The organism is Streptomyces sp. NPDC052109 (assembly GCF_040680195.1).
Taxonomy (GTDB): Bacteria; Actinomycetota; Actinomycetes; order Streptomycetales; family Streptomycetaceae; genus Streptomyces.
Map to the genome: position 1 here is coordinate 1 of NZ_JBFAWF010000002.1, position 21730 is coordinate 21730.

Consider the following 21730-nt stretch of genomic DNA (forward strand, 5'->3'; position numbering starts at 1 on the left):
GCGGGCGGCAGGAAGTACTCGAGTCAGCCCGCCCGGCGTCCTGCGGCACGTTACGGGCGGCCAACCCGATCACGAAAACCGCTACCCCCAATACAAGTCGGGAAGTACTGCCGCAGCAGGCCGTTGGTGTTTTCGTTGGAGCCTCGCTGTCAGATGGGCGGGCAGCCCCTGGAACACCGACGTGGTCGGTGTCTTTCCCGGCCGCACCGCCCTGATCCGGCGGGTCGGCGCGGTGCTGGCCGAGCAGAACGACGAATGGACCGAGGCCAGCCGCCACCTGGGACTCGACCTCCCCGCCAAGACCCGCCTCAACCCGATCGAGTCAGAAAGCAACAAAACCGCCCTGCCCACCGAACTCACCGCATCGCCTCAAAACGGGATCACCGAGTGGCCGTCGATACACCGCTCCCGCGGACGTGACCGACGGACAGGGTTTCAGGCGATCGGGGCAGGGGGACCTTCGGTGGACGGTCGGCGTCGCTCTGCGGGTGGCTGCGGTGCCCCATCCGCCCTTCAAGTCACATATCGACGGTGACTGGCAGACTTGGGCCGACTCTCCCACCATCCCAACCACGCTGACCTGATTCTTTTCCCTGCCAGACGACTCAGATCGTCCAATTACCTGCTGGGGGGCTGGTGCGGCGGGTGTGACGAGCCGGCCACTTGCTCACTCCTCACGCCACCCCGGGCTCACACCACACGAACCTCCCGGTCCGCGAACCGGACCGTCGGCTCCGACCCCATGTGCTCCGCAAAGGCCTTCACCAACCCCAGCCCCGCCCGTCCTGCAGCTCCCCCACCCGCTCCAGCGGACGCGGCGGATCCGGCGGCGCGGGGTCGGTGTCCCACGCCCCGGTCCACACCCTCCGCCGTACGCCGCACCCTCAGCGCCGCCGGCCCCTTGGCATGCCGTACGGAATTCGACACCAGCTCCGTCGCCAGGAGTTCGGCCGTGTCCACCAGGCCGATCAGACCGTGCAGGGTCAGGATCGGAGCAGCGTGCCGCGGCCGACGGTCACCGCTCCCGGCCTGGCAGCGATCGCCGGCGACTGAACGCAGGGCTGGTGGGAGGAGTACCGGGGCCAACTGCCCACGCCGTGCATGGACCTGCCCGAGCTGGAGCATCACGCCCGCTTCCGCTGGGACGTGGAGTTCCTGCACGTTCCCGGCCTTCTTTCGGAATACGCTCGGTCTCTCTATTCGTACGAGAACCCACCATCGCGCTGCCCGCGCCGCCGAAGTCGTCCCGGTCGAACGGGATGAGGCGTACGGTGACGTGGTCGGCTCGGAGAGTTCCAGCACGCGGGTGAGCTGTGTACGCAGGCGGCCCCGTCCCCAAGCCGGACACCGTCGTCCGCGACAGGCCCAAAGGGCCTGTGTTCATCGATGCCGAAGCCCAGCTCACCCGATGTCGAACGCTCTTCCTTCGGGTGGAGAAAGCCTCACTCGCCCCCGACCCTCCGCGTGACTTCATCCACCGGCTGTCGAAGGAGCTGTGAGCATACCGACCCCGGACACCTGGCAGAGCTCCTCCTTCTCCGGTGGCGGCCAGGGCGACGCATGCGTCGAAGTCGCGGATCTGGAAACCCACATGGCCATCCGCGGCTCAAAGGCCCCCGCAAGAGCCACCCTCACCTTCCCGCCCCACCTCCTTCATCAGAGCTCTGAACAGCAACGTTGAGAGACACTCAAGAAGTGCACCGGAACCTGACACACCGTTCAACATCGTGTGTCAGACTGCCGCGGTGGTAGATCACGTGTTCACCGATCTCACGCTCGCCGCGCTCTACGACAACCTCAATCCCTGGGGACCAGGTGACGACTTCTACCTCGGTCTGGTGCGTCAGGCCCGCTCGGTGCTGGACATCGGATGCGGAACCGGGCGGTTGCTGCGGAAGGCCCGGGCCGAGGGGCACCAGGGGCGGCTGATGGGGCTCGATCCGGCGGCCGCGATGCTCGTACAGGCGCGGCGGGCCCGGCCGGACGTGGAGTGGGTCCTCGGGGACACCCGAGTGCGGTGCTGGGAGCGGGAGTTCGACCTGGCCGTGATGACCGGGCACGCCTTCCAGGAGCTGGTCGGGGACGAGGAGATCCGGAGCTGCCTGCGCGCGGTCCGGGCGGCTCTAGGCGCCGACGGACGGTTCGTCTTCGAGACCCGCAACCCGGACGCCCGCGCCTGGGAACGGTGGAGCCCGGACCGGGTGTACGAGATCACCGACCCCGACGGCGCGCCCGTGCGGGTATGGCACGAGGTGCGGCAGCCGCTCCACAGGGGCCGGGTGCGGTTCACCGAGACGTACGAGGGTGAGGGCTGGCCGGAGCCCCGGGTCAGCCACAGCGTCCTGCGGTTCCTGGACCGGGAGACGCTGGACGGCTTCCTCGGCGAGGCCGGCCTGGCCGTCGTGGAGCGGTACGGGGACTGGGACCGGGGGCCGGTCACCCCCAAGGCTCCGGAGATCATCACCGTGGCACGACGCGCCTAGGCCCTGTCGTCATGTCCTCCGGCCAGGTCCATCGGGCTCTACGCGCGCCGCTCGCTCACCCCCGGGAAACCGATGGGTCCGGCGACCGCGCGGGCCCGCTGCGGCAGGCTCCTGAGCTTCACCCTCGGCGGCCCGGACTCCCCCGGGTACCACCACTTCACCGTGGCCAAGTGAACCGGTTCCCGCTGAACGCGGATGAGCCGGGCCGCGCGGATCGCGGCCCGGTCCCGGCCGATCCCGGCCCGCGGTCGCCGACGCTCCCCCGGCCCGGGCCCGTTGTTCCGCTACTCCGCCTGCCCCTCCTCCAGCGCCGCCAGTGCCGGGTCCAGCACGATGTCCTCGTCGCGGCCCTCGATCGTGGGCTCCTCCGGGAAGTGGCAGGCCGTCAGATGGCCGCCGCGGTTTCCGGAGATCTGGATCAGCGGCGGCTCCTCCGTCGCGCACTTGTCCTGCGCCTTCCAGCAGCGCGTGCGGAAGCGGCAGCCGGAGGGCGGGGAGATGGGCGAGGGGACGTCACCGGCCAGCCGGATGCGCTCGCGCCGGGCGGCGTCGTCCTGGCTGAGGTTCACCTCGGGGACGGCGGAGAGCAGGGCGTGGGTGTACGGGTGGCGCGGCCGGGTGTAGATGGAGTCCCGGTCGCCCACCTCGATGATCTTGCCGAGGTACATCACCGCGACGCGCTGCGAGAAGTGCCGGACGACGGCCAGGTCGTGGGCGATGAAGACGAACGCGATGCCCAGTTCCTTCTGCACCTTCTGCAGCAGGTTGACGACCTGGGCCTGGATGGAGACGTCCAGGGCCGAGACCGGCTCGTCGGCGACGATCAGCTTCGGCTCCAGGGCCAGCGCGCGGGCCACGCCGATGCGCTGGCGCTGGCCGCCGGAGAACTCGTGCGGGAAGCGGTTGAAGTGCTCCGGGTTGAGACCGACGATCTCCAGCAGTTCACGGACCCGCTTCTCGCGGCCGCCCTCCGGCTCGATGCCGTTGATCTCCATCGGACCCGAGATGATCTTGCCGACCGTCTGCCGCGGGTTCAGCGACGAGTAGGGGTCCTGGAAGATCATCTGGATCTCGGAGCGGATCGGCGCGAGTTCCTTGCGCGTCGCGTGGCTGATGTCCCGGCCGCGGTAGGTGATCGTGCCGTCGGTCGGCTCCAGCAGGCGGGTGATCAGCCGGCCCGTGGTCGACTTGCCGCAGCCCGACTCACCGACCAGGCCGAAGCTCTCCCCCGCGTGCACGGTGATGTCCACGCCGTCCACGGCCTGCACCGCGCCGATCGTCCGGCGGATCGGGAAGCCGCCCTTGACGGGGAAGTGCTTGGTCAGTCCGGAGACCTCCAGCAGCGGCTCCCCGTCCGCGCCGGCGCCCTTCTCGCGTGGGGCCGCAAGGACCATGTCCTCTGCCATGACAATGTCCTCCTAGCCCAGACCGGGCTTGATCTCTTCGATGAAGATGGTCCGCTTCTGCTCCTCCGTGAGATGGCACGCGGAGGCCCGGTCCGGCGCCAGCAGCGGGCGCTCGGCCACACAGCGGCCCGTGCCCGCCACCCGGTCCTGATAGCCGCAGCGGGGGTGGAAGCGGCAGCCGGCGGGCGGGTTGAGCAGCGAGGGCGGGGAGCCGGGGATCGGGGACAGCTGGGCGCCGAGGTCGGAGTCCAGACGCGGCATGGAGTTCAGCAGGCCCCAGGTGTAAGGGTGCCGGGGCGCGCGCAGCACCTCGTCGGTGGTGCCCCGCTCCACCGCGCCGCCCGCGTACATCACCATGATGTCGTCGGCCATGTCGGCGATCACCCCCAGGTCGTGGGTGATGAAGATGATGCCGGATCCGAACTCCTGTTGCAGGTCCTTGAGCAGATCGAGGATCTGCGCCTGGACCGTCACGTCCAGGGCCGTCGTCGGTTCGTCGGCGATCAGCAGGTCGGGGTCGCAGACCAGCGCCATGGCGATCATCGCGCGCTGGCGCATACCGCCGGAGAACTGGTGCGGGTAGTCCTTCGCCCGCTCCTTGGGGTTCGGGATGCCGACCTTGCCGAGCATCTCCACGGCACGCTCCCACGCCTCCTTCTTGGAGGCGCCGTTGTGCTTCATGTACGGCTCGGCGATCTGCCGGCCGACCGTGTAGTACGGGGAGAGCGCGGTGAGCGGATCCTGGAAGATCATGGCGACCTTGTTGCCGCGCAGCCTCTCCAGTTCCGACTCGCGGGCCGTGGTCAGCTCCCGCCCGTCCAGCAGGATCTCGCCCTCGACCGTCGTGAACATGGGATTGTGCAGGCCGAGGATGGTCAGGTTGGTCACCGACTTGCCCGACCCCGACTCCCCCACGATGCCGAGCGTCCTGCCGCGTTCCAGGTCGAAGGAGAGCCCGTCCACGGCCCGTACGACGCCGTCCTCGGTCTTGAAGCTGACGTGCAGGTCCCGCACCGAGAGCAGGGGGCCGGCACCGGCCGGGGTCGGAGCACCGGCCTCCTTGGTCAGAGTGGTCACGACAGTGCTCCTAGGACAGCCGCACGCGCGGGTCGATGAAGGCGTACGCGGCGTCGACGATGATGTTGAACAGCAGGATCATGCTGGCGGAGAAGAGCATCACGCCGAGCAGCAGCGGCAGGTCGCTGAAGAAGACGGACTGGACGGCGAGGTTGCCGAGGCCGGGCAGGCCGAAGGTGTACTCGGTGATGATGGCGCCGCCGAACAGCGAGCCGAGGTCGATGCCGAAGATGGTGACGATCGGGATCAGCGAACCTCGCCAGGCGTAGCGGAAGAAGACGTAGGCACGGGACATGCCCTTGGCCCGGGCGGTGCGGACGTGCTCCTCCTGGAGCTGTTCGATCATCGAGGACCGGGCCATACGGGTGTACTGCGCGGCGAAGATCGTGGAGAGGATCACCCAGGGGATGATCAGACCGGTGAACCAGGAGACTGGGTCCTGGGTGAAGTTGGCGTAGGCGGGCTTGTCGAACCAGTGGGTCTGGTAGACGAGGATCGCCAGGGCGAGCGGGCCGAGGAAGTAGATCTGCAGCGAGCTGATGACCATGGCGGCGGCGGTGGCCGTCTTGTCGATGAGTGTGCCGCGCCGCCAGGCGGCGAGCAGCCCGGTGCCGAGCCCGATGACCAGGAAGCACACGGCCGCGCCCAGGGTGAGCGAGATCGTGGTGGGCAGCCGGTCCATCAGGGTGCCCCAGACCAGCTCGTTGGTGTGGTACGAGTAGCCGAAGCAGGGGGCTGGGCACGGTCCCTGGTCGAACTGGTTGCTGCCCAGGAACAGGTTGTGCAGGAAGATCCAGTACTGCTCGGTGATGGGTTTGTCCAGGCCGAGCACATGGTGGATGTTCGCGATGCTTGTCGGATTGCAGGTCTTGCCGCACATCATCAGCGCCGGGTCCCGGGGGACCCCGAAGAACAGCACGAACGTGACGATGCTCAGCAGGAACAGAATGACGACGGCACCGATGATCCGGCGGACGAGGAAGCGCAGCATGACAGGGCAGCTCTCAGACGTCGGCGGCCTAGGCGGTACCCGGCGCGCCCGTACGGTGGGGGCGCGCCGGGTACCGGCAGGGGACGGTTACTTGATGTAGAGGCGACGCGGGTCGACGCCGCCGATCACGTCGTCGTAGACGAGGCCGCCGACCTTGGAACCGGCGATCTGGGTCTGCTTGTAGTACGCGGTCGGGACGACGGCGACGGCGTCCTTGACGATGTACTGGTCGAGCTTCTCCCACTCGGCCGCGGCCTTGACCGGGTCGGTGATCGTGCTGATCCGGTCGATCTCGCTGTTGACCTTCGGGTCGTTGAGCTGCGGGTAGTTCTGCGCGCCGTCGGCGATTCCGCGGCCGTCGAACAGCGGCGGGATCACGGTCGAGGCGGACGGCCAGTCGGCGCCCCACGCGGTGTGGAAGATGTCGTAGGAGTTGTTCAGCTTGGAGACCTGGTCGTAGTAGGTCTCGGACGGAATCTCCTGGCGCTGGACGTTGAAGCCGGCCTTCTTCAGGCCCGCCGCCATGGCGGTGGAGTACTGCTGTCCCTCGGGGGTGTTGGTGTAGCCGAAGGTCAGCTTCATGTTGAGCTTGCCGGCCTGCTTCAGCAGCTCCCTGGCCTTCGCCGGGTCACCGGCCGGGCTCTTCTTCTTGCCCCACGGGTCGAAGGAGGCGTCGTAGCCGCTGACGGTCGGGCTGATGACGCCGCCGGCAACCTCCATCGCGTCGGTGCCGCCGTAGGCACGCACGAACGGCGTGACCGGCAGGGCGTAGGCGATGGCCTGGCGGACGCGGATGTCCTTCATCTCCGGCTTGCTCATGTTGATGTTCATCTGGCCGACGTACGGCTGGTAGCCGGAGACCGTACGGGACTTGAGCTTGGGGTCGCGGAGCACCTGGGAGAGGTTGCCCGCGTCCACCTGGTTGCTGAAGCTGACGCCGGTCTGGTCGGGGCCGCTGTCCGCCAGCAGGGCCTTGGTGGAGGTCTCGAACTGCTGGTTGAACGTGAAGTTGAACTGGTCGACGTACTGGTGGCGGATCGGGTCCGTCTTCGGGTCCCAGTTGGGGTTCTTGACCAGCACCATCGACTTGCCGGACTTGAACGACTGGATCTCGTACGGGCCTGTCGCCAACGGCGTCTTGTCGTACTTCTCCTTGGTGTCGCCCTTGGCGGACACCACGGAGTAGCCCGCCATGGCGAGCGTGTACGGCAGGTCCGGGTGCGGCTTGGCGAAGTGGAAGATGATCGTCTTCGCGTCGGGTGTCTCCAGGACGCTGTTCGGCAGGTGCTTGCCCTTGTAGGGGCCGTCCGGGAGCAGCTTGCGGTAGTTGGCGCCCGAGGCGTTGGCCAGCCACTGCTGGAGGTAGGTCGGGCCCTGGGTGATGAAGGGCGCGAAGAGCCGCTCGATGGACTGGCGGACGTCCTTGGACGTGATCGGGGTGCCGTCCTGGAACTTGATGCCGTCCTTGAGCGTGTACTTCCAGGTCTTTCCGCCGTCCGTGGTGGTGCCGGAGTCGGTGGCGAGGTCGCCGACGACCTCGTGCTGCTTGCCGTCGTTGCTGGTGGCCTTGTAGCCGGTGAGGCCTCTGTGTATCAGCTGGGCGAGCGCCATCTGGTCGGAGACGTAGATCTGTCCCGGGTCGAGGTGCGCGAAGCTGTCACGCTGCAGCACCTCCATGGTGCCGCCGGGCTTGGCGCCGGGCACGTCGGCCGCGGGACCGGTGGACTCCGCCGCGTTGCCGAACTTGATGGACGCCTGCTGCGCCTTGGCGTCCTGCTGGTCCTTCTTGTCGTTGGTGCCCGAGTCGCTGCCGCCCTTGCTGCAACCGGTGAGCACAAGAGCTCCGGCCGCGAGCACGGAGAGTGCGCCGTATACGTGGCGTCCGCCCCTACTCATCACGAAGATTCCCACCCATCTGTGTGTCACCAGTGCGTTCTGTGTCTCACCAGTGCGAAAAGGACTGCTGGAAGTGCCGTGCGGTGCAGTGGATTTGGTGCAGTGAAAGGTCAGCGCGCGGTCTTGGGATCGAAGGCGTCTCTGACCGAGTCCCCGAGCAGGTTGAACGCGACGACGAAGATGATCATCGAAACGCCGGGGAAGAACATGTAGGTGATGTCGTTCTGCATCACCAGTTCGGTGGACGCCTTGGAGAACATCTGTCCCCAGTCCGGGGTCGGTTCGACGATCCCGACGCCCAGGTACGACAGACCGGCCTCGGCCGTCACGAAGTTGGGCAGCAGATACGTCGACTGCACCAGCAGGGGGGTGACGATGTTCGGCAGGATCTCCTTGCGGATGATCCGCCACGGCGAGGCTCCGCTGACCTTGGCCGCCTCGATGAACTCCCGTTCGCGCAGGGCGAGTGCGGTGCCGCGCAGGATACGGCCGAGACCCATCCAGCCCAGGAACCACTGGACGATGATCAGGGCCACCACGCGGACATAGGTGGGCGTCTCGTCGCGGGGGCTGACGAACAGGGACACCACGACCGGCATGCTCGCGATGAAGAACAGCTGGGCCGGGAAGGCGAGCAGGAAGTCGATGACCCGGCCGAGGAAGTAGTCGGTCCTGCCGCCGAGATAGCCGGCGGCGACGCCGAGGAGGACGCCCGTCACGACGACGGCGAGGGTGACGGCCACCGAGATCATCAGCGAGGTGCGTATGCCGTAGATCAGCTTGGTGAAGACGTCGTAGCCGTTGCCGGGTTCCAGGCCGAACCAGAACTGGCTGCTGATGCCGCCGTTGGGCTGCACCGGCACGCCGGCGCTGTCGAAGAGCTCCGGGCGCTCGTCCGCGTACACCGTGTACGGGTTCTTGCCGTACAGCTTGGAGATCAGCGGCGCGAGCAGGCCGATCAGGAAGAAGAAGCCCACGACGTAGGCCGAGATCACGCCCGTGCGGTCGCGCTTGAAGCGCAGCCACATCAGCTGGCCGGGGGACCGGCCCTCGAGCTGGACGGCTTCGTCGTTCGTCTTCGGCCCTGGTTCGCCGTCGACGACGACCGAAGGCCCGCCGCCCTCAATGTCGATAGGACTTGTCACGGTTCGTCCGTTTCACAGGTATGAGTGTGAGTGGTACCCGGGTACTCCGAGAACGCGCGAAACCGCAGTCGGACGCGCGTAGTTCTACGACCTGGTCACACCGCTGGAAGTGACGAACCGATCCGCCTGGTGCTCGTGACACCGCGCATGGGTGTTCCCTCCTCATGACTGCACGCGTTCACCGACAGGAGAGGGTTTCCGCCTTGCCTCCGACACCCCTGACGGAGGATCAGGCACCCCCTGGTGCTCGTGAGTCGGCGCACTGTCCCCACAGTGCGAGACCCATTGACCCGAGCGCTACGCGGCTAACTATCTGCCATGGGTCGACCACCGACCACTGCCCGTAGATCTCAATTCAGTCACAGCTCGTGGCCGGACCTTCCAAAATCTGGACAAACTGTTCGACCGAAGAAGGCGCGAAACGGACTTGTTACATGGCTATCGGGCAGCGATCTCCGCATGTCGGACAAAGGGCCCCCGAAAACAGGTTGCAAAAAGCCCGGGTTCCCCCATCAATGGGGGCACCCGGGCTCAAGGGCCGGTGGATCAGCCGTGCTTGGCGCGGCTCGCGGCGCGGGCGCGCTCGCGCTGGTCGAGGTTCACCTTGCGGATGCGAACGGCCTCCGGGGTCACCTCGACGCACTCGTCGTCACGGCAGAACTCCAGCGACTGCTCCAGCGACAGCTTGCGCGGCGGCACGATCGACTCCGCCACGTCGGCCGTCGAGGACCGCATGTTGGTGAGCTTCTTCTCCTTGGTGATGTTGACGTCCATGTCGTCGGAGCGGGAGTTCTCACCGACGATCATGCCCTCGTACACCTCGGTGCCCGGCTCCACGAACAGCACGCCGCGCTCCTGCAGGTTCGTCATCGCGAACGCGGTGACGGCGCCCGACCGGTCGGCGACCAGCGAGCCGTTGTTACGGGTCTGCAGCGCGCCGAACCAGGGCTCGTGGCCCTCGTGGATGGAGTGCCCGATACCGGTGCCGCGGGTCTGGGTCAGGAACTCGGTCCGGAAGCCGATGAGACCGCGGGAGGGCACGACGAACTCCATCCGCACCCAGCCGGAGCCGTGGTTGGACATGTTGTCCATCCGGCCCTTGCGGACACCCATGAGCTGCGTGACGGCGCCCATGTGCTCCTCGGGCACGTCGATCGTCATGCGCTCGACCGGCTCGTAGACCTTGCCGTCGACGTCCTTGGTGACGACCTGCGGCTTGCCGACGGTGAGCTCGTAGCCCTCCCGGCGCATGGTCTCGACCAGGATGGCCAGCGCCAGCTCACCACGGCCCTGCACCTCCCAGGCGTCCGGGCGCTCGGTCTCGAGCACTCGCAGCGAGACGTTACCGATCAGCTCGCGGTCCAGGCGGTCCTTGACCTGGCGGGCGGTGACCTTGCGGTCCTTCACCGCCGACTTCGCGTCGGCGCCCTTGCCGGTGCCGCCCCGGCCGACCAGCGGCGAGGTGTTCGTGCCGATCACCATGGAGATCGCCGGCTCGTCGACCGTGATCAGCGGGAGCGGTACGGGGTTCTCGGTGTCCGCGAGGGTCTCGCCGATCATGATGTCGGGGATGCCCGCGACGGCGCAGATGTCACCGGGGCCGGCCTTCTCGGCAGGCTTGCGGGTGAGCGCCTCGGTCATCATCAGCTCGGAGATGCGGACGTTGCTGATGGAGCCGTCGCGCTTGATCCAGGCGACGGTCTGGCCCTTGCGCAGCTCGCCCTGCTCGACGCGGAGCAGCGCGATACGGCCGAGGAAGTTGTCGGCGTCGAGGTTGGTGACGTGGGCCTGGAGCGGCGCGTCCTCCTCGTACGTCGGGGCCGGGATGTGCTCCAGGATCGTGGAGAAGAACGGCTCCAGGCTGTCGCTGTCGGCCGGGACCGTGCCGTTCTCCGGCTTGGTCAGCGAGGCGATGCCGTCCCGGCCGCAGGCGTAGACGATCGGGAACTCGATCTGCTCCTCGTCGGCGTCCAGGTCGAGGAAGAGGTCGTAGGTCTCGTTGACGACCTCGTCGATCCGGGAGTCGGGGCGGTCCGTCTTGTTGATGCACAGGATGACGGGCAGGCGCTGCTGAAGGGCCTTGCGCAGCACGAACCGGGTCTGCGGCAGCGGGCCCTCGGAGGCGTCCACCAGCAGCACTACACCGTCGACCATCGACAGGCCGCGCTCGACCTCGCCACCGAAGTCGGCGTGGCCGGGGGTGTCGATGATGTTGATGGTGATCGGTTCCCCGCCGTCCTTCGGGTGGTACTTGACCGCCGTGTTCTTGGCGAGGATCGTGATGCCCTTCTCACGCTCCAGGTCGTTCGAGTCCATGACCCGGTCGTCGACCTGGTCGAGCTGGTGGGCGGCGAACGCGCCGGCCTGCTTCAGCATGCCGTCGACGATGGTGGTCTTGCCGTGGTCGACGTGGGCGACGATGGCGACGTTGCGGATGTCGTGGCGCGTGGCCATAGTGCGACGAACTCCCGGAGTATGAGGATTGCCCTGCGCGTACGTCTGTGTCACGCGGGCCCTGCCGGGCTGGACACGCCACGGCCTCACCCCATGGTACGTGGCCCCGAGGGAGTCGGCCCTCTCAGGGCCTTTCAGTGGTCTCCGCGCAGCTCACTGCGTGGGGCTGGGGGCGATCTTCGCGCCCTTCTTCAAGAAGCCCATGTCCTCGTACACCGGCGTCTGGAACCCGAACGCCCCGGCGTTGACGATGTTCTTCCGCGTCGCCACCAGCTGGGGCCGCTGGTACAGCGGGATCGACCCCGCCGCCGCCCAGATCCTGGAGTCCGCCTTGCGGATCAGCGAGACCGCCTCGCCCTCGTCCAGCGTCGCCGCCGCCTCGTCGAAGAGCTGGTCGACCTGGTCGGTCCCCACCCGCGTGTAGTTCTGCTCGACGTTCACCGAGCCGTCCGCCGCCGGCACCGGCTTCGCGTAGACCGGCCGGTCGTCCGTCGCCGGGAAAGCGGAGGACGGCCACGAGTACAGCGCGAGGTCGTAGTCGCCGGAGGCGATGTGGTCCTTGAAGTAGCTCTCGTCCGGCACCTTGCTGATCGTCGTCCGGATGCCGACCCGCTCCAGCATGGCCGAGATCCGCTGGGCGACCGAGGTCAGCGCCCGCGAGCCGGAACCGGAGGGGAGTACGAAGCGGAGCTGGAGGGGCTTGCCGTCCTTGGCGAGCGGTGCCGCCGGCGCGGCGGCGGGCGCGGCCGTGCCCTGGGGGGCGTAGGCGCCGGGCGCTCCGCCGTGCCTGCTCTCCTTCGCGAGATGCCGGTCCCCGCCGTCCCCCCGTCCGCCGTTCTTGTCGTCCTCGCCGACGATGTACTGGCCGTCCTCGCCGCCGTCCGACTTGTCCTCGTCCTCGCTCTTGTCGCCCTTGTGCTTCTTGTCACTCTCGGGGCCGGCCGCCTTGTCGCCTTTCTTCTTCTCCTTCTGCTCCTTGATCGGCGCGCCCGGCACCCAGCCGGCGTCCGCGAGCAGCGCCTGCGCCTCCTTGGTGTCCAGGTCGCCGATCGCGCCGCTGCTGTCGGCGTAGGCGACCTGCCCGGACAGGGCGAGGTGGCTGCCGACGGGGACCGCGGGCAGGCCCAGCGGGGTGAGCACGAGCTTGGCCAGCGCCCGGCGGTCCAGGGCGCGGGCGACGGCGCGGCGGACGCGCTCGTCGGCCAGGGGGCCCTCGGAGCCGTTGAGGGCGAGCTGGGTGAAGGCCGGCTCCAGCGACTTGCGGACCTCGACGTCGCGCAGGGCCTGCTGCTCGTCCAGGTACTTGCCGATGGCCTTGCTGAGCTTCTTCTTCCCGGCCATGGCCTGGTCGTGGTCGAAGCCGTGCGCGAGCGCCCAGGAGCGCAGCTTCTTCACCGAGGTCTTGCCGGCGCCCTGGAGCGGGTTCACCATGCCGTGGGCCGCGAGGCCGATCCGCTGGGCGTCGGCGGGGTCCACGTCGGCGAGGTCCACGCTGCCGTCGGCCAGCGCGGCGGCCCGCTTGTCGAGGGGTACGGCGTGCAGCACGATCTCGTTCAGCTTGGCGGCCTTGCCCCACCAGCGCGGGTTGCGGGTGAGGACGACGTCCTTCTTGGCGGTGTCGACCTTGTCCAGCCCGAAGGGTCCGGCGGTGACCTTCAGCTTGCGGCGGGCGCCGTCGTTGAAGGCGTCCGGGGTGCCCATGACGTCCTTCGGGTACAGCGGGGAGAACAGCGACTTCCAGTCGGCGTAGGGGCGGGAGAAGGTCACCCGGACCTGGAGGTCGTTGGCGCCGCGCTCGATCTTCTGGATGCGGTCGTAGCCGGCGTTGCGGGCCGTCCAGTAGGCGCTGTTCCTGCCGGACAGGGCACGCCACTGGGCGAGGAAGTCGGCGGCGCCGATCTCCCGTCCGTCGCTCCACACGGCCTGCTGGTTCAGCTTGTACAGCACGACCTGGCGCGGCTCGGTCTCGATGACCTTGGCCGACTCCAGATAGGCGGGGTTGGGCACCGGCCGGCCACTGGCGTCGAGGCGGAACATCGACGGCAGCACCGCCTGGGCGATGCGGCTGGTGCCGGCGTCGGCGTCGGCCTGGAAGGTGTTGAGGGTCTCCGGGAGGGCGTCGACGGCCCATTTCAGGGTGCCGCCGTCCGCGACGTGATCCCGGGCGACGGGGACGATGTCCTGCCCGGCGAGGGGCTTGCTCACCTCTTCGTCGGAGCCGCAACCGGCGAGGAACGGCACCGCGAGCGCGCTCGCGGTCAGGTACGCGACCGATCGCATGACGGCGCGCGTTCCGACTCCGTCGTAGGACATCTCTGCTACCTCCGGGAAGCCGCGGGCTTTATGCTCACATTTGTCGGAATATGGAGCTGATCACCTTTGGCGGTATATGGAGCTGATCAGATCTATGCGGCCCACTGAAAAGGAAAGGATCCGGCCACAGCGGGCGACACGGCGACGACGGGCGGCAACCCCACCCGTGCGGCGCAACACCACCCGAGATGCACCGGTGCGCCTCCGCCAATCGCTGCACATGCCTTCACATCGGCACGTGTGACGCGCAACACTCCAAGGCGCATGAACGTTGCCGCCCAGGGCCCGCCGGACCCGCGGAAGTGAGGGCAAGTCATGTCCGTGCACGACGACATCACCTCGGTCCAGCGCTCCCTCGACGACCTGTACCGGTCGCTGGGACGTCTGGAGCACCAGCTCGGCAGCGGCGGCCTGGAGATGCGCCGCGTCCGGCTGGACGCCGACCACCTGCGGGAAAGCGTCGCGCTGCTGCGCGAGGCTGCCGACACCCCGGACGCCCCCCGCCGTCCCGACCTCGTCACCATCTCCGACGCGCCGTACGACTTCAGCCTATGGACGGACTCGGACGACGAGGGCCTGGGAGCCCGCGACCGCCGCGCCCCCTGATCCCCGACCCACCGGAGTCCTGCCTTGGCCACTGGTACGGAACCCCAACAGAACAGCGGCGGCGTACGGAGCACTGCGCGCGCCGCGATCGCCGCCCCGCATCTGCGGACCGACCGCTGGTGGCTGGCTCCGGCCGTCACCGCGGCCGGTCTGCTGGCCTTCGTCGTCTACTCGACCTGGCGGGCGTTCGCCAACGCGCACTACTACGCGGCGCCGTACGTCTCGCCGTTCTACTCGCCATGCCTGGCGCAGAACTGCGAGGTCATGCACGCCGGGCCGAACTGGCAGCTCTTCGGGAGCTGGTGGGGCATCTCCCCCGCCGTCATCATCCTGATCTTCCCGCTCGGCTTCCGGCTGACGTGCTACTACTACCGGAAGGCGTACTACCGCAGCTTCTGGGCGTCCCCGCCGGCCTGCGCGGTGGCGGAGCCGCACCGCACGTACACCGGCGAGACCCGCTTCCCGCTGATCCTGCAGAACGTCCACCGGTACTTCTTCTACGCGGCCCTGCTGGTCGCGTGCGTGCTGTCGTACGACACCGTGCTGTCCTTCCGGGACACGCACTACCGGTGGGGCCACATGGGGCTCGGCACCCTGGTCTTCCTGGTCAACATCGTGCTGATCTGGGCGTACACGCTCTCCTGCCACTCCTGCCGGCACATCGTCGGCGGCAAGCTCAGGCACTTCTCGAAACACCCGGTGCGCTACAGGGCGTGGCAGTTCGTCGGCAGGCTCAACGCCCGTCACATGCAGCTGGCGTGGGCGTCGCTGCTGAGCGTGGCGCTCGCCGACTTCTACGTCTATCTCGTCGCGTCCGGGGTCTTCGCCGACCCGCGCTTCTTCTAGAGAGCAGTGAGGAACCCAGCTGATGTCCGTGGTCGACCGCCAGGAGTGGGACGTCGTCGTGGTCGGTGCCGGCGGCGCCGGGCTGCGGGCCGCGATCGAGGCGCGCGAGCGGGGCGCCCGTACGGCGGTGATCTGCAAGTCGCTGTTCGGCAAGGCGCACACGGTCATGGCCGAGGGCGGTATCGCGGCGGCCATGGCCAACGCCAATGAGCACGACAACTGGCAGGTGCACTTCCGCGACACCCTGCGCGGCGGCAAGTTCCTCAACCAGTGGCGGATGGCCGAGCTGCACGCGCAGGAGGCCCCGGACCGGGTGTGGGAACTGGAGACCTGGGGCGCGCTGTTCGACCGTACGAAGGACGGCCGGATCTCCCAGCGCAACTTCGGCGGCCACGAGTACCCGCGACTCGCCCACGTCGGCGACCGTACGGGGCTGGAGCTGATCCGCACCCTCCAGCAGAAGATCGTGTCGCTGCAGCAGGAGGACTTCAGGGAGACCGGGGACTACGAGTCCCGGCTGAAGGTCTTCCAGGAGTGCACGGTCACCAGGATCCTCAAGGACGGGGACCGGGTCTCGGGAGTCTTCGCCTACGAGCGCGAGAGCGGCCGTTTCTTCGTCCTGGAGGCGCCCTCGGTCGTGGTCGCGACCGGCGGCATCGGCAAGTCCTTCAAGGTCACCTCGAACTCCTGGGAGTACACGGGCGACGGCCACGCGCTGGCACTGCTGGCCGGTGCGCCGCTGCTGAACATGGAGTTCGTGCAGTTCCACCCGACGGGCATGGTCTGGCCGCCGTCGGTGAAGGGCATCCTCGTCACCGAGTCGGTGCGCGGCGACGGCGGGGTCCTGCGGAACTCCGAGGACAAACGGTTCATGTTCGACTACATCCCGGACGTCTTCAAGGAGAAGTACGCCGAGTCGGAGGAGGAGGCCGACCGGTGGTACGACGACCCGGACAACAACCGGCGCCCACCGGAACTCCTCCCCCGCGACGAGGTGGCCCGCGCCATCAACTCCGAGGTGAAGGCGGGCCGCGGCTCGCCGCACGGCGGGGTCTTCCTGGACGTGTCCACCCGGATGCCGGCCGAGGTGATCCGGCGCCGGCTGCCCTCCATGTACCACCAGTTCAAGGAGCTGGCGGACGTCGACATCACCGCGGAGGCGATGGAGGTCGGGCCGACCTGTCACTACGTGATGGGCGGTGTCGCCGTCGACTCGGACACGGCGGCGGCGCGCGGGGTGCCGGGCCTGTTCGCGGCCGGTGAGGTGGCCGGCGGTATGCACGGCTCCAACCGGCTCGGCGGCAACTCGCTCTCCGACCTGCTGGTCTTCGGGCGCCGGGCGGGCTGGCACGCGGCGGAGTACGCGCAGGGGCTGGCGCACCGGCGCCCGCCGGTGGACGACGCCCAGGTCAACACGGCCGCGGCCGAGGCGCTGCGCCCGTTCTCGGCGGAGGCGGAGCGGGAGGGGGAGGCGGGCCCGTCGGAGAACCCGTACGGCCTGCACCAGGAGCTCCAGCAGACCATGAACGACCTGGTCGGGATCATCCGCCGTGAGGGCGAGATGGAGGAGGCCCTGCACAAGCTCGGCGAGCTGCGGGTACGGGCCCGCCGGGCCGGAGTCGAGGGCCACCGCCAGTTCAACCCGGGCTGGCACCTCGCCCTCGACCTGCGCAACATGCTCCTGGTCAGCGAATGCGTGGCCCGAGCGGCCCTGGAGCGCACCGAGTCGCGCGGCGGGCACACCCGCGAGGACCATCCGACGATGGACCGCGCCTGGCGGAACGTGAACCTGCTGTGCGCCCTCGCCGACCCGACCGGCGGCCTCGCGGCGACCGACCCCACCCGCGGCCAGATCCGCCTCACCCGCGAGACCACCGAACCCATCCGCCCGGACCTGCTCGCCCTCTTCGAGAAGGAGGAGCTGGTCAAGTACCTCGCCGAAGAGGAGCTGTACGAGTGAGCAGCTACGAGGCCCGCTTCAAGGTGTGGCGGGGTGATGAGCAGGGCGGCGGCCTGGAGGACTTCACCGTCGAGGTCAACGACGGCGAGGTGGTCCTCGACATCATCCACCGCCTCCAGGCCACCCAGGCGTCCGATCTGGCCGTGCGCTGGAACTGCAAGGCCGGCAAGTGCGGTTCGTGCTCGGCGGAGATCAACGGCCGTCCCCGGCTGATGTGCATGACCCGCATGTCGGTCTTCGACCGGGCGGAGACGGTCACCGTCACGCCTCTGCGCGCCTTCCCGGTGATCCGCGACCTGGTGACGGACGTGGGCTTCAACTATCAGAAGGCCAGGGAGGTCCCGGCGTTCGTCCCACCGGCCGGCGTGGGCCCCGGCGAGTACCGGATGATGCAGGAGGACGTGGACCGCTCGCAGGAGTTCCGCAAGTGCATCGAGTGCTTCCTGTGCCAGGACACCTGCCATGTGGTGCGCGACCACGAGGAGAACAAGACGGCGTTCGCGGGCCCGCGCTTCCTGATGCGGATCGCCGAACTCGACATGCATCCCCTGGACGCGGCCGCCGAGACCGGCCTGGACCGGGGGCGCACGGCCCAGGACGAACACGGCCTCGGCTACTGCAACATCACCAAGTGCTGCACGGAGGTCTGCCCCGAGGGCATCAGGATCACCGACAACGCCCTGATCCCGATGAAGGAGCGCGCGGTCGACCGCAAGTACGACCCGCTGGTGTGGCTCGGCTCGAAGATCAGGAGGCGGCCTTCGTAGGAACGGTCCGACCGGGGCGCTGGGCGAGGAACTGGACCACCATCCCGCCCATCCACAGGCACCATCCAAGGACCGGAAGCACGTCCAGCCCCGCGTCGGCGAGTGGCCCGAGGAAGATGTACAGGCCCAGCCCGACTGCGCTCGCCAGCGCCCCGCACCCCCACAGCCGGGGCCGCGCCACCCGGCCACGGGACATCGGCGCCACCCACTCGGCCACGGTGGCCAGGGCGCCGAGCACCCCCATGAACCCCACCGCCACTACGGCCGTCACCACCAAGAACATGTGCATGCCGGTCATGCTCCCACCAGAGCCAGGGCCTCGGCCAGGTTGTACTCCGCGATGCCCCGCATGAACCCGGCCCGGGGAAAGGCCCCGTCACAGGACGCGCCGTCCGAGGTGCCGCCGCCGTCGGCCAGGGCGGCCTTGCCGTACCCGGCGGAGCGGCAGCCGTGCAGGGCGCGCAGGGTCTCGGCGAGCTCCCGCAGCGCCGGACCGGCCGCGTCCGGGTCCCGGCGCATGGCCTCCTCCAGGCTGCCGCCGGGCAGGTCCTCGACCACGGCGGCGGCGGGCGCGCGGTCCGCGTGGAGCAGGCGCGGGGTACGCACGCCGTCGGCCGCGAGGCTCTCGTGGGCGGCGGTGAACAGGTCGAGCCCGCCCGCGTGCGAGAAGGGGTCGCGGGGGTCGGCGTCCGGCCGGTCCCCGTAGTCCTCGTCGGCCGACCACACGTAGGCGATCACCGTGCCCCCGTCCTCGAGGCGGATCCGGTAGACGCCCTTCTCGGAGCCGCCGCGCAGCCGGGTCACGCTCTCGAGGGGGCGGTGGCGGCCGAGGGCTGCGCGGGCGAGCGGGCGAGGTCGGCGACGGTCCTGTGCTGTCGTGTTCCGGTCACCGGACCCAGCCTTCCCGGTACGCCGTCCAGTCCGCTTCGGTGGCCGCGAAATCGACGTAGAGGGCGACGCCGAAGCGGGTCCTGGCCTTGTCGGTGCGGGACAGGCCGAGGCGCACGCCGCGCACGGCGGCCGGGACGGTCTCGGCGTGGGCCCAGTGGCCGAAGCGGTTCTCGTGGTAGAAGGGCAGGCCCATGAGGAGGTCGGTGGTCTCGGGGGTGACCTCCAGGGCGAGCGAGGTCTGCTGGGCGACGTATCCGCCGTACAGGCTCTGCAACGGCTGCATGGTGTCGTACGACATCACCGCGATCTGGTCGACGCGGCGCGCGACCTGCCCGAAGTAGGCCTGCGACCACCACTTGGGGTGGCCGGTGACGGTACCCCAGACGGAGTGGAGGGCCGGGAGGGGATCGATCTGGTGGGCGGCGACCGAGAGCACGGCGTGGTGGGCGCGGGTGACGCGGTGCAGGGCGTCCAGCAGGGCCAGGTAGTTCCGGTCGCCGGAGTGCAGGGGCTCCAGGTCGAAGTGGGCGCCCTGGAAGCCGGCGGCCAGGACGCGGCGGGCGGACTCGACCACGGCGGAGCGGGTCGCGGGCCGCTCCAGGTGCATGGCGTACGGCTTCTCGGGGGCCAGCTCGTCGCCGAGCCAGGCCTGTACGCGCAGGTGCGGTGCCCGGCGACGCAGGGTTTCCGTGAGCCAACGGGCCCTGGGGTACGCCGACTCGGGGAGCGTGCCGTCGTGTTCCAGGGGGCCCGCGTGCACGTACAGGTCGCGGATGCCGGTGGCGCGCAGCCGGCTGACCAGGGCGTCGACGTCGGCGTCGGTCTTGCGGCCGTCGATCCAGGCATGACCGAGCCAGACGGCGTCGCGGTCGCGGGTGTACGTGCCGGGTCCGGGGGTGCCGGTGTAGTCGAGGCGGAGGGCGCTCTCCGCGGCGAGCGTGGGGAGGAGCAGGAGGAGTGCGAGGGCGAGGGCGGTGCGTCTCAGTCGGCGACGCCAGGCGTGTCTCCCGCGGGCACCGCCGGTGCGGCCCTCGGGACCGGGCACGGGCGGTGCCTGCGGGGCGTCCTCACCGTCGGCGGCGGTCTCGGACCCTTGCGGCGCGCGCTCGCCGGCCGCGTCGGGCCGGCGCCGCACGGGCTCGCCGGCCGCGTCGAGGCGTCGCAGAACGGGAGCGTCCGCTTCCCCGTTCATGCCCCTGCCGTCCATTCCTGACCCCCTGCCCACCCCGTCCCCCACCCGTATCCATCCCGCTCGCGAAGGCGCCTACCTGCCCATACGCTCCAAAATGTGACGTCCTCCCTGATCCGGGGCCGACCCCGGCGCGCCAAGGCGCACATATGGGTGCGGTTGGCGCATGCCGTGCTGGGTGCCGTGGTCGGGGCCGGGTGGCTGGTGTTGCCGGTGATGACGGTCGGTGCGCGGGCTCCGGTTCCCGCGGCGTCCGACGGCACCGTCGCCGGCGCCGCAGCACCGCAGCAGGACGGGACGTCCACGGCCGACCTCGTGCTGCCCCTCGTCGCGGGGGTCGCGGCCGTGGTGCTGGCCGGATACGGATACCTGCGCCGCACCCGCCGCGCCCGCACCCGCACGACCCCCGGAACCGTCTCCGTGGCCCCTCCGGCCCCCACCACGGCCGACTCCGAGCGCCAGGCCCGCGCCGCGCTGGTCCTGGCCGACGACTGTGTGCGCACGAGCCGGGAGGAACTCGCCTTCGTCCAGGCGCGGTTCACGGAGGCGGACACCGAGCCCTTCGTCCACGCCCTGCGGGCCGCCGAGACCGAGCTGGCGGCCGCGTGCGCGATCCGGTGGCGGTACGAGCAGGGGGTGCCGGAGGACCACACCGCACGGCGGCAGGCGCTGGTGGGCGTGGTCGGCCGGTGCGCGGAGGCGGGACGCCGGCTCGACGCGGCGGCGCCCGCGCTGGACCGGCTGCGGGACTTGGCCGGCCCGGGGCTCGCCGGGGCGCTGGAGGTCGCCGAGGGACGGTTCCGGGAACTGACGGGACGCACACTGACCGCCGAGGAGACGCTGACCGCCCTGCACGGCCGTTGCCCGCCCTCGGCCCTCGCGCCCGTCACCGGGCACCTCGAACAGGCCAAGGACCGGCTGGTGTTCGCCACCATACGACTCAACGAGGCCCGGCAGACAGCCGACGCGGGCGACGCCGAGCGAGCCGCCGGGCGCCTGCGCGCCGCCGAGGGCGCGGTGGCCCAGGCCGGCGTCCTGGTGACCGGGGTGGAACGGCTCGCGGCGCAGCTGCGGGAGGCGGCCGAACTGGTGCCGGCCGCGCTGACCGGAGCGGAGGCGGAGATCGCGGCGGCCCGCCAAGGGGGTGTCGGCAAGCCCCTGACCAGCGGTGAACTGCACGCACGGCTGGCCCATGCGGACGGTGTGCTGGCGGCCGTGCGGGAGGAGCTGACGGCGGGTCCGTACGACCCGCTGGACGCCCTGCGCCGGATCGCCCGCGCCGTGGAACGGCTGGAGACGGGCCACGCCGGTGCGCCGGCCGCGGCCGCGCTGCTCGTGGCGAGGAGCGCCGTCGCCGGAGCGGAGGACTTCGTCACGGTGCACCGGGGCGCGGTGGGCCCGGAAGCCCGGGTCCGCCTGGCGGAGGCGACACGTGAACTGGGCGCGGGCGTCGCCGCCCGGGCCGACACCACGGCCCGCCAGGCCCGGGACCTGGCGGAACGGGACGTACGGACCCACGGCAACCCGCACACGAGCGCCGACGGAGACGCCCCGGGCCTGGCCGGCGCGGTCCAGGGCGGAATCCTCCTGGCAGAGACCCCGGACGGCGGCCCACCGGCAAGCTACGGCGGCCCGGAAACGCGCGGCCGCCACAGCTTCTCGGCACCTGCCTAGGCCGTCGAGCCGCTCCGCCCGGTCCGCGCCTC

Annotated in this window: 17 protein-coding genes and 3 pseudogenes; 9 read left to right on the forward strand and 11 right to left on the reverse strand. The window is 69.7% G+C overall.

Translation table 11 applies throughout. From position 1 onward, the window contains the following. Positions 1-175: 175 nt before the first annotated feature. Positions 176-259, forward strand: a pseudogene (locus AB0L59_RS05465) (transposase); the annotation flags it as partial. 514 nt (positions 260-773) lie between these two features. Here AB0L59_RS05465 and AB0L59_RS05470 read toward each other — a convergent pair. After that, positions 774-1040: pseudogene (locus AB0L59_RS05470) on the reverse strand (ATP-binding protein); the annotation flags it as partial. On the opposite strand from AB0L59_RS05470, the pseudogene AB0L59_RS05475 reads away from it, so the two are divergent. From AB0L59_RS05475 to AB0L59_RS05485, 3 genes and pseudogenes are all read left to right on the forward strand, one after another. Further along, positions 1030-1499 (forward strand): annotated as a pseudogene (locus AB0L59_RS05475) (transcriptional regulator); the annotation flags it as partial. The pseudogenes AB0L59_RS05470 and AB0L59_RS05475 sit on opposite strands and share 11 nt — an antisense overlap. Continuing rightward, positions 1496-1681 carry a DUF397 domain-containing protein gene (locus AB0L59_RS05480; RefSeq protein WP_365579542.1) on the forward strand — a complete coding sequence of 62 codons (186 nt, stop codon included), beginning with the start codon at positions 1496-1498 and terminating at the stop codon, positions 1679-1681. The pseudogene AB0L59_RS05475 and the gene AB0L59_RS05480, both read left to right, overlap by 4 nt. A 64-nt stretch (positions 1682-1745) precedes the next feature. Further along, a complete protein-coding gene (locus AB0L59_RS05485; RefSeq protein ID WP_365579544.1) occupies positions 1746-2483 on the forward strand; it encodes a class I SAM-dependent methyltransferase in 738 nt (245 codons plus the stop codon). Positions 2484-2767: 284 nt separating this feature from the next. Here AB0L59_RS05485 and AB0L59_RS05490 read toward each other — a convergent pair whose 3' ends face one another. The 7 genes from AB0L59_RS05490 to AB0L59_RS05520 all read right to left on the reverse strand — a co-directional run bounded on the left by AB0L59_RS05490 (position 2768) and on the right by AB0L59_RS05520 (position 13765). Beyond that, complete coding sequence (locus tag AB0L59_RS05490) at positions 2768-3889, reverse strand: dipeptide ABC transporter ATP-binding protein (RefSeq protein WP_365579545.1); 1122 nt, start codon at positions 3887-3889, stop codon at positions 2768-2770. 12 nt (positions 3890-3901) lie between these two features. Then, on the reverse strand, positions 3902-4966 hold the full coding sequence (locus AB0L59_RS05495) for an ABC transporter ATP-binding protein (protein ID WP_365579547.1): 1065 nt from the start codon (positions 4964-4966) through the stop codon (positions 3902-3904). 10 nt (positions 4967-4976) lie between these two features. Then, positions 4977-5957 carry an ABC transporter permease gene (locus AB0L59_RS05500; RefSeq protein WP_365579549.1) on the reverse strand — a complete coding sequence of 327 codons (981 nt, stop codon included), beginning with the start codon at positions 5955-5957 and terminating at the stop codon, positions 4977-4979. An 87-nt stretch (positions 5958-6044) separates the two neighbouring features. Next, positions 6045-7853 carry an ABC transporter substrate-binding protein gene (locus AB0L59_RS05505; protein ID WP_365579551.1) on the reverse strand — a complete coding sequence of 603 codons (1809 nt, stop codon included), beginning with the start codon at positions 7851-7853 and terminating at the stop codon, positions 6045-6047. A gap of 110 nt (positions 7854-7963) precedes the next feature. Further along, positions 7964-8998 (reverse strand): ABC transporter permease, encoded by a 1035-nt coding sequence (locus AB0L59_RS05510; RefSeq protein ID WP_365579553.1) that lies wholly within the window; start codon positions 8996-8998, stop codon positions 7964-7966. Between the two features lie 546 nt (positions 8999-9544). After that, positions 9545-11452 carry a translational GTPase TypA gene (typA, locus tag AB0L59_RS05515; protein WP_365579555.1) on the reverse strand — a complete coding sequence of 636 codons (1908 nt, stop codon included), beginning with the start codon at positions 11450-11452 and terminating at the stop codon, positions 9545-9547. 153 nt (positions 11453-11605) lie between these two features. Then, a complete protein-coding gene (locus tag AB0L59_RS05520) occupies positions 11606-13765 on the reverse strand; it encodes an ABC transporter family substrate-binding protein (protein WP_365579557.1) in 2160 nt (719 codons plus the stop codon). A gap of 315 nt (positions 13766-14080) precedes the next feature. On the opposite strand from AB0L59_RS05520, the gene AB0L59_RS05525 reads away from it, so the two are divergent. Genes AB0L59_RS05525 through AB0L59_RS05540 form a run of 4 tightly spaced genes read left to right on the forward strand, consistent with a single transcriptional unit; the run spans position 14081 to position 17944 of the window. Continuing rightward, positions 14081-14371 (forward strand): hypothetical protein, encoded by a 291-nt coding sequence (locus AB0L59_RS05525; protein ID WP_365579559.1) that lies wholly within the window; start codon positions 14081-14083, stop codon positions 14369-14371. A gap of 24 nt (positions 14372-14395) precedes the next feature. After that, complete coding sequence (locus AB0L59_RS05530) at positions 14396-15217, forward strand: hypothetical protein (RefSeq protein WP_365579561.1); 822 nt, start codon at positions 14396-14398, stop codon at positions 15215-15217. Positions 15218-15239: 22 nt separating this feature from the next. After that, complete coding sequence (locus AB0L59_RS05535; protein WP_365579563.1) at positions 15240-17177, forward strand: fumarate reductase/succinate dehydrogenase flavoprotein subunit; 1938 nt, start codon at positions 15240-15242, stop codon at positions 17175-17177. Beyond that, positions 17174-17944 carry a succinate dehydrogenase/fumarate reductase iron-sulfur subunit gene (locus AB0L59_RS05540; RefSeq protein ID WP_365579565.1) on the forward strand — a complete coding sequence of 257 codons (771 nt, stop codon included), beginning with the start codon at positions 17174-17176 and terminating at the stop codon, positions 17942-17944. The genes AB0L59_RS05535 and AB0L59_RS05540 overlap by 4 nt, the downstream gene beginning before the upstream one ends. On the opposite strand, the gene AB0L59_RS05545 is transcribed toward AB0L59_RS05540, so the two are convergent. The 3 genes from AB0L59_RS05545 to AB0L59_RS05555 form a co-directional block, all read right to left on the reverse strand. Further along, positions 17925-18233, reverse strand: a complete 309-nt coding sequence (locus AB0L59_RS05545) for a hypothetical protein (protein ID WP_365579567.1) — start codon at positions 18231-18233, stop codon at positions 17925-17927. The genes AB0L59_RS05540 and AB0L59_RS05545 overlap by 20 nt on opposite strands. Positions 18234-18238: 5 nt before the next feature. Next, a complete protein-coding gene (locus AB0L59_RS05550) occupies positions 18239-18748 on the reverse strand; it encodes a phosphotransferase (RefSeq protein WP_365579569.1) in 510 nt (169 codons plus the stop codon). 82 nt (positions 18749-18830) lie between these two features. Continuing rightward, the gene (locus tag AB0L59_RS05555; RefSeq protein ID WP_365579571.1) at positions 18831-20027 is read right to left on the reverse strand and encodes a glycosyl hydrolase family 18 protein; all 1197 of its coding nucleotides are present in this window, start codon (positions 20025-20027) and stop codon (positions 18831-18833) included. 96 nt (positions 20028-20123) lie between these two features. On the opposite strand from AB0L59_RS05555, the gene AB0L59_RS05560 reads away from it, so the two are divergent. Next, a complete protein-coding gene (locus AB0L59_RS05560; RefSeq protein ID WP_365579573.1) occupies positions 20124-21698 on the forward strand; it encodes a hypothetical protein in 1575 nt (524 codons plus the stop codon). Positions 21699-21730 lie beyond the last annotated feature (32 nt).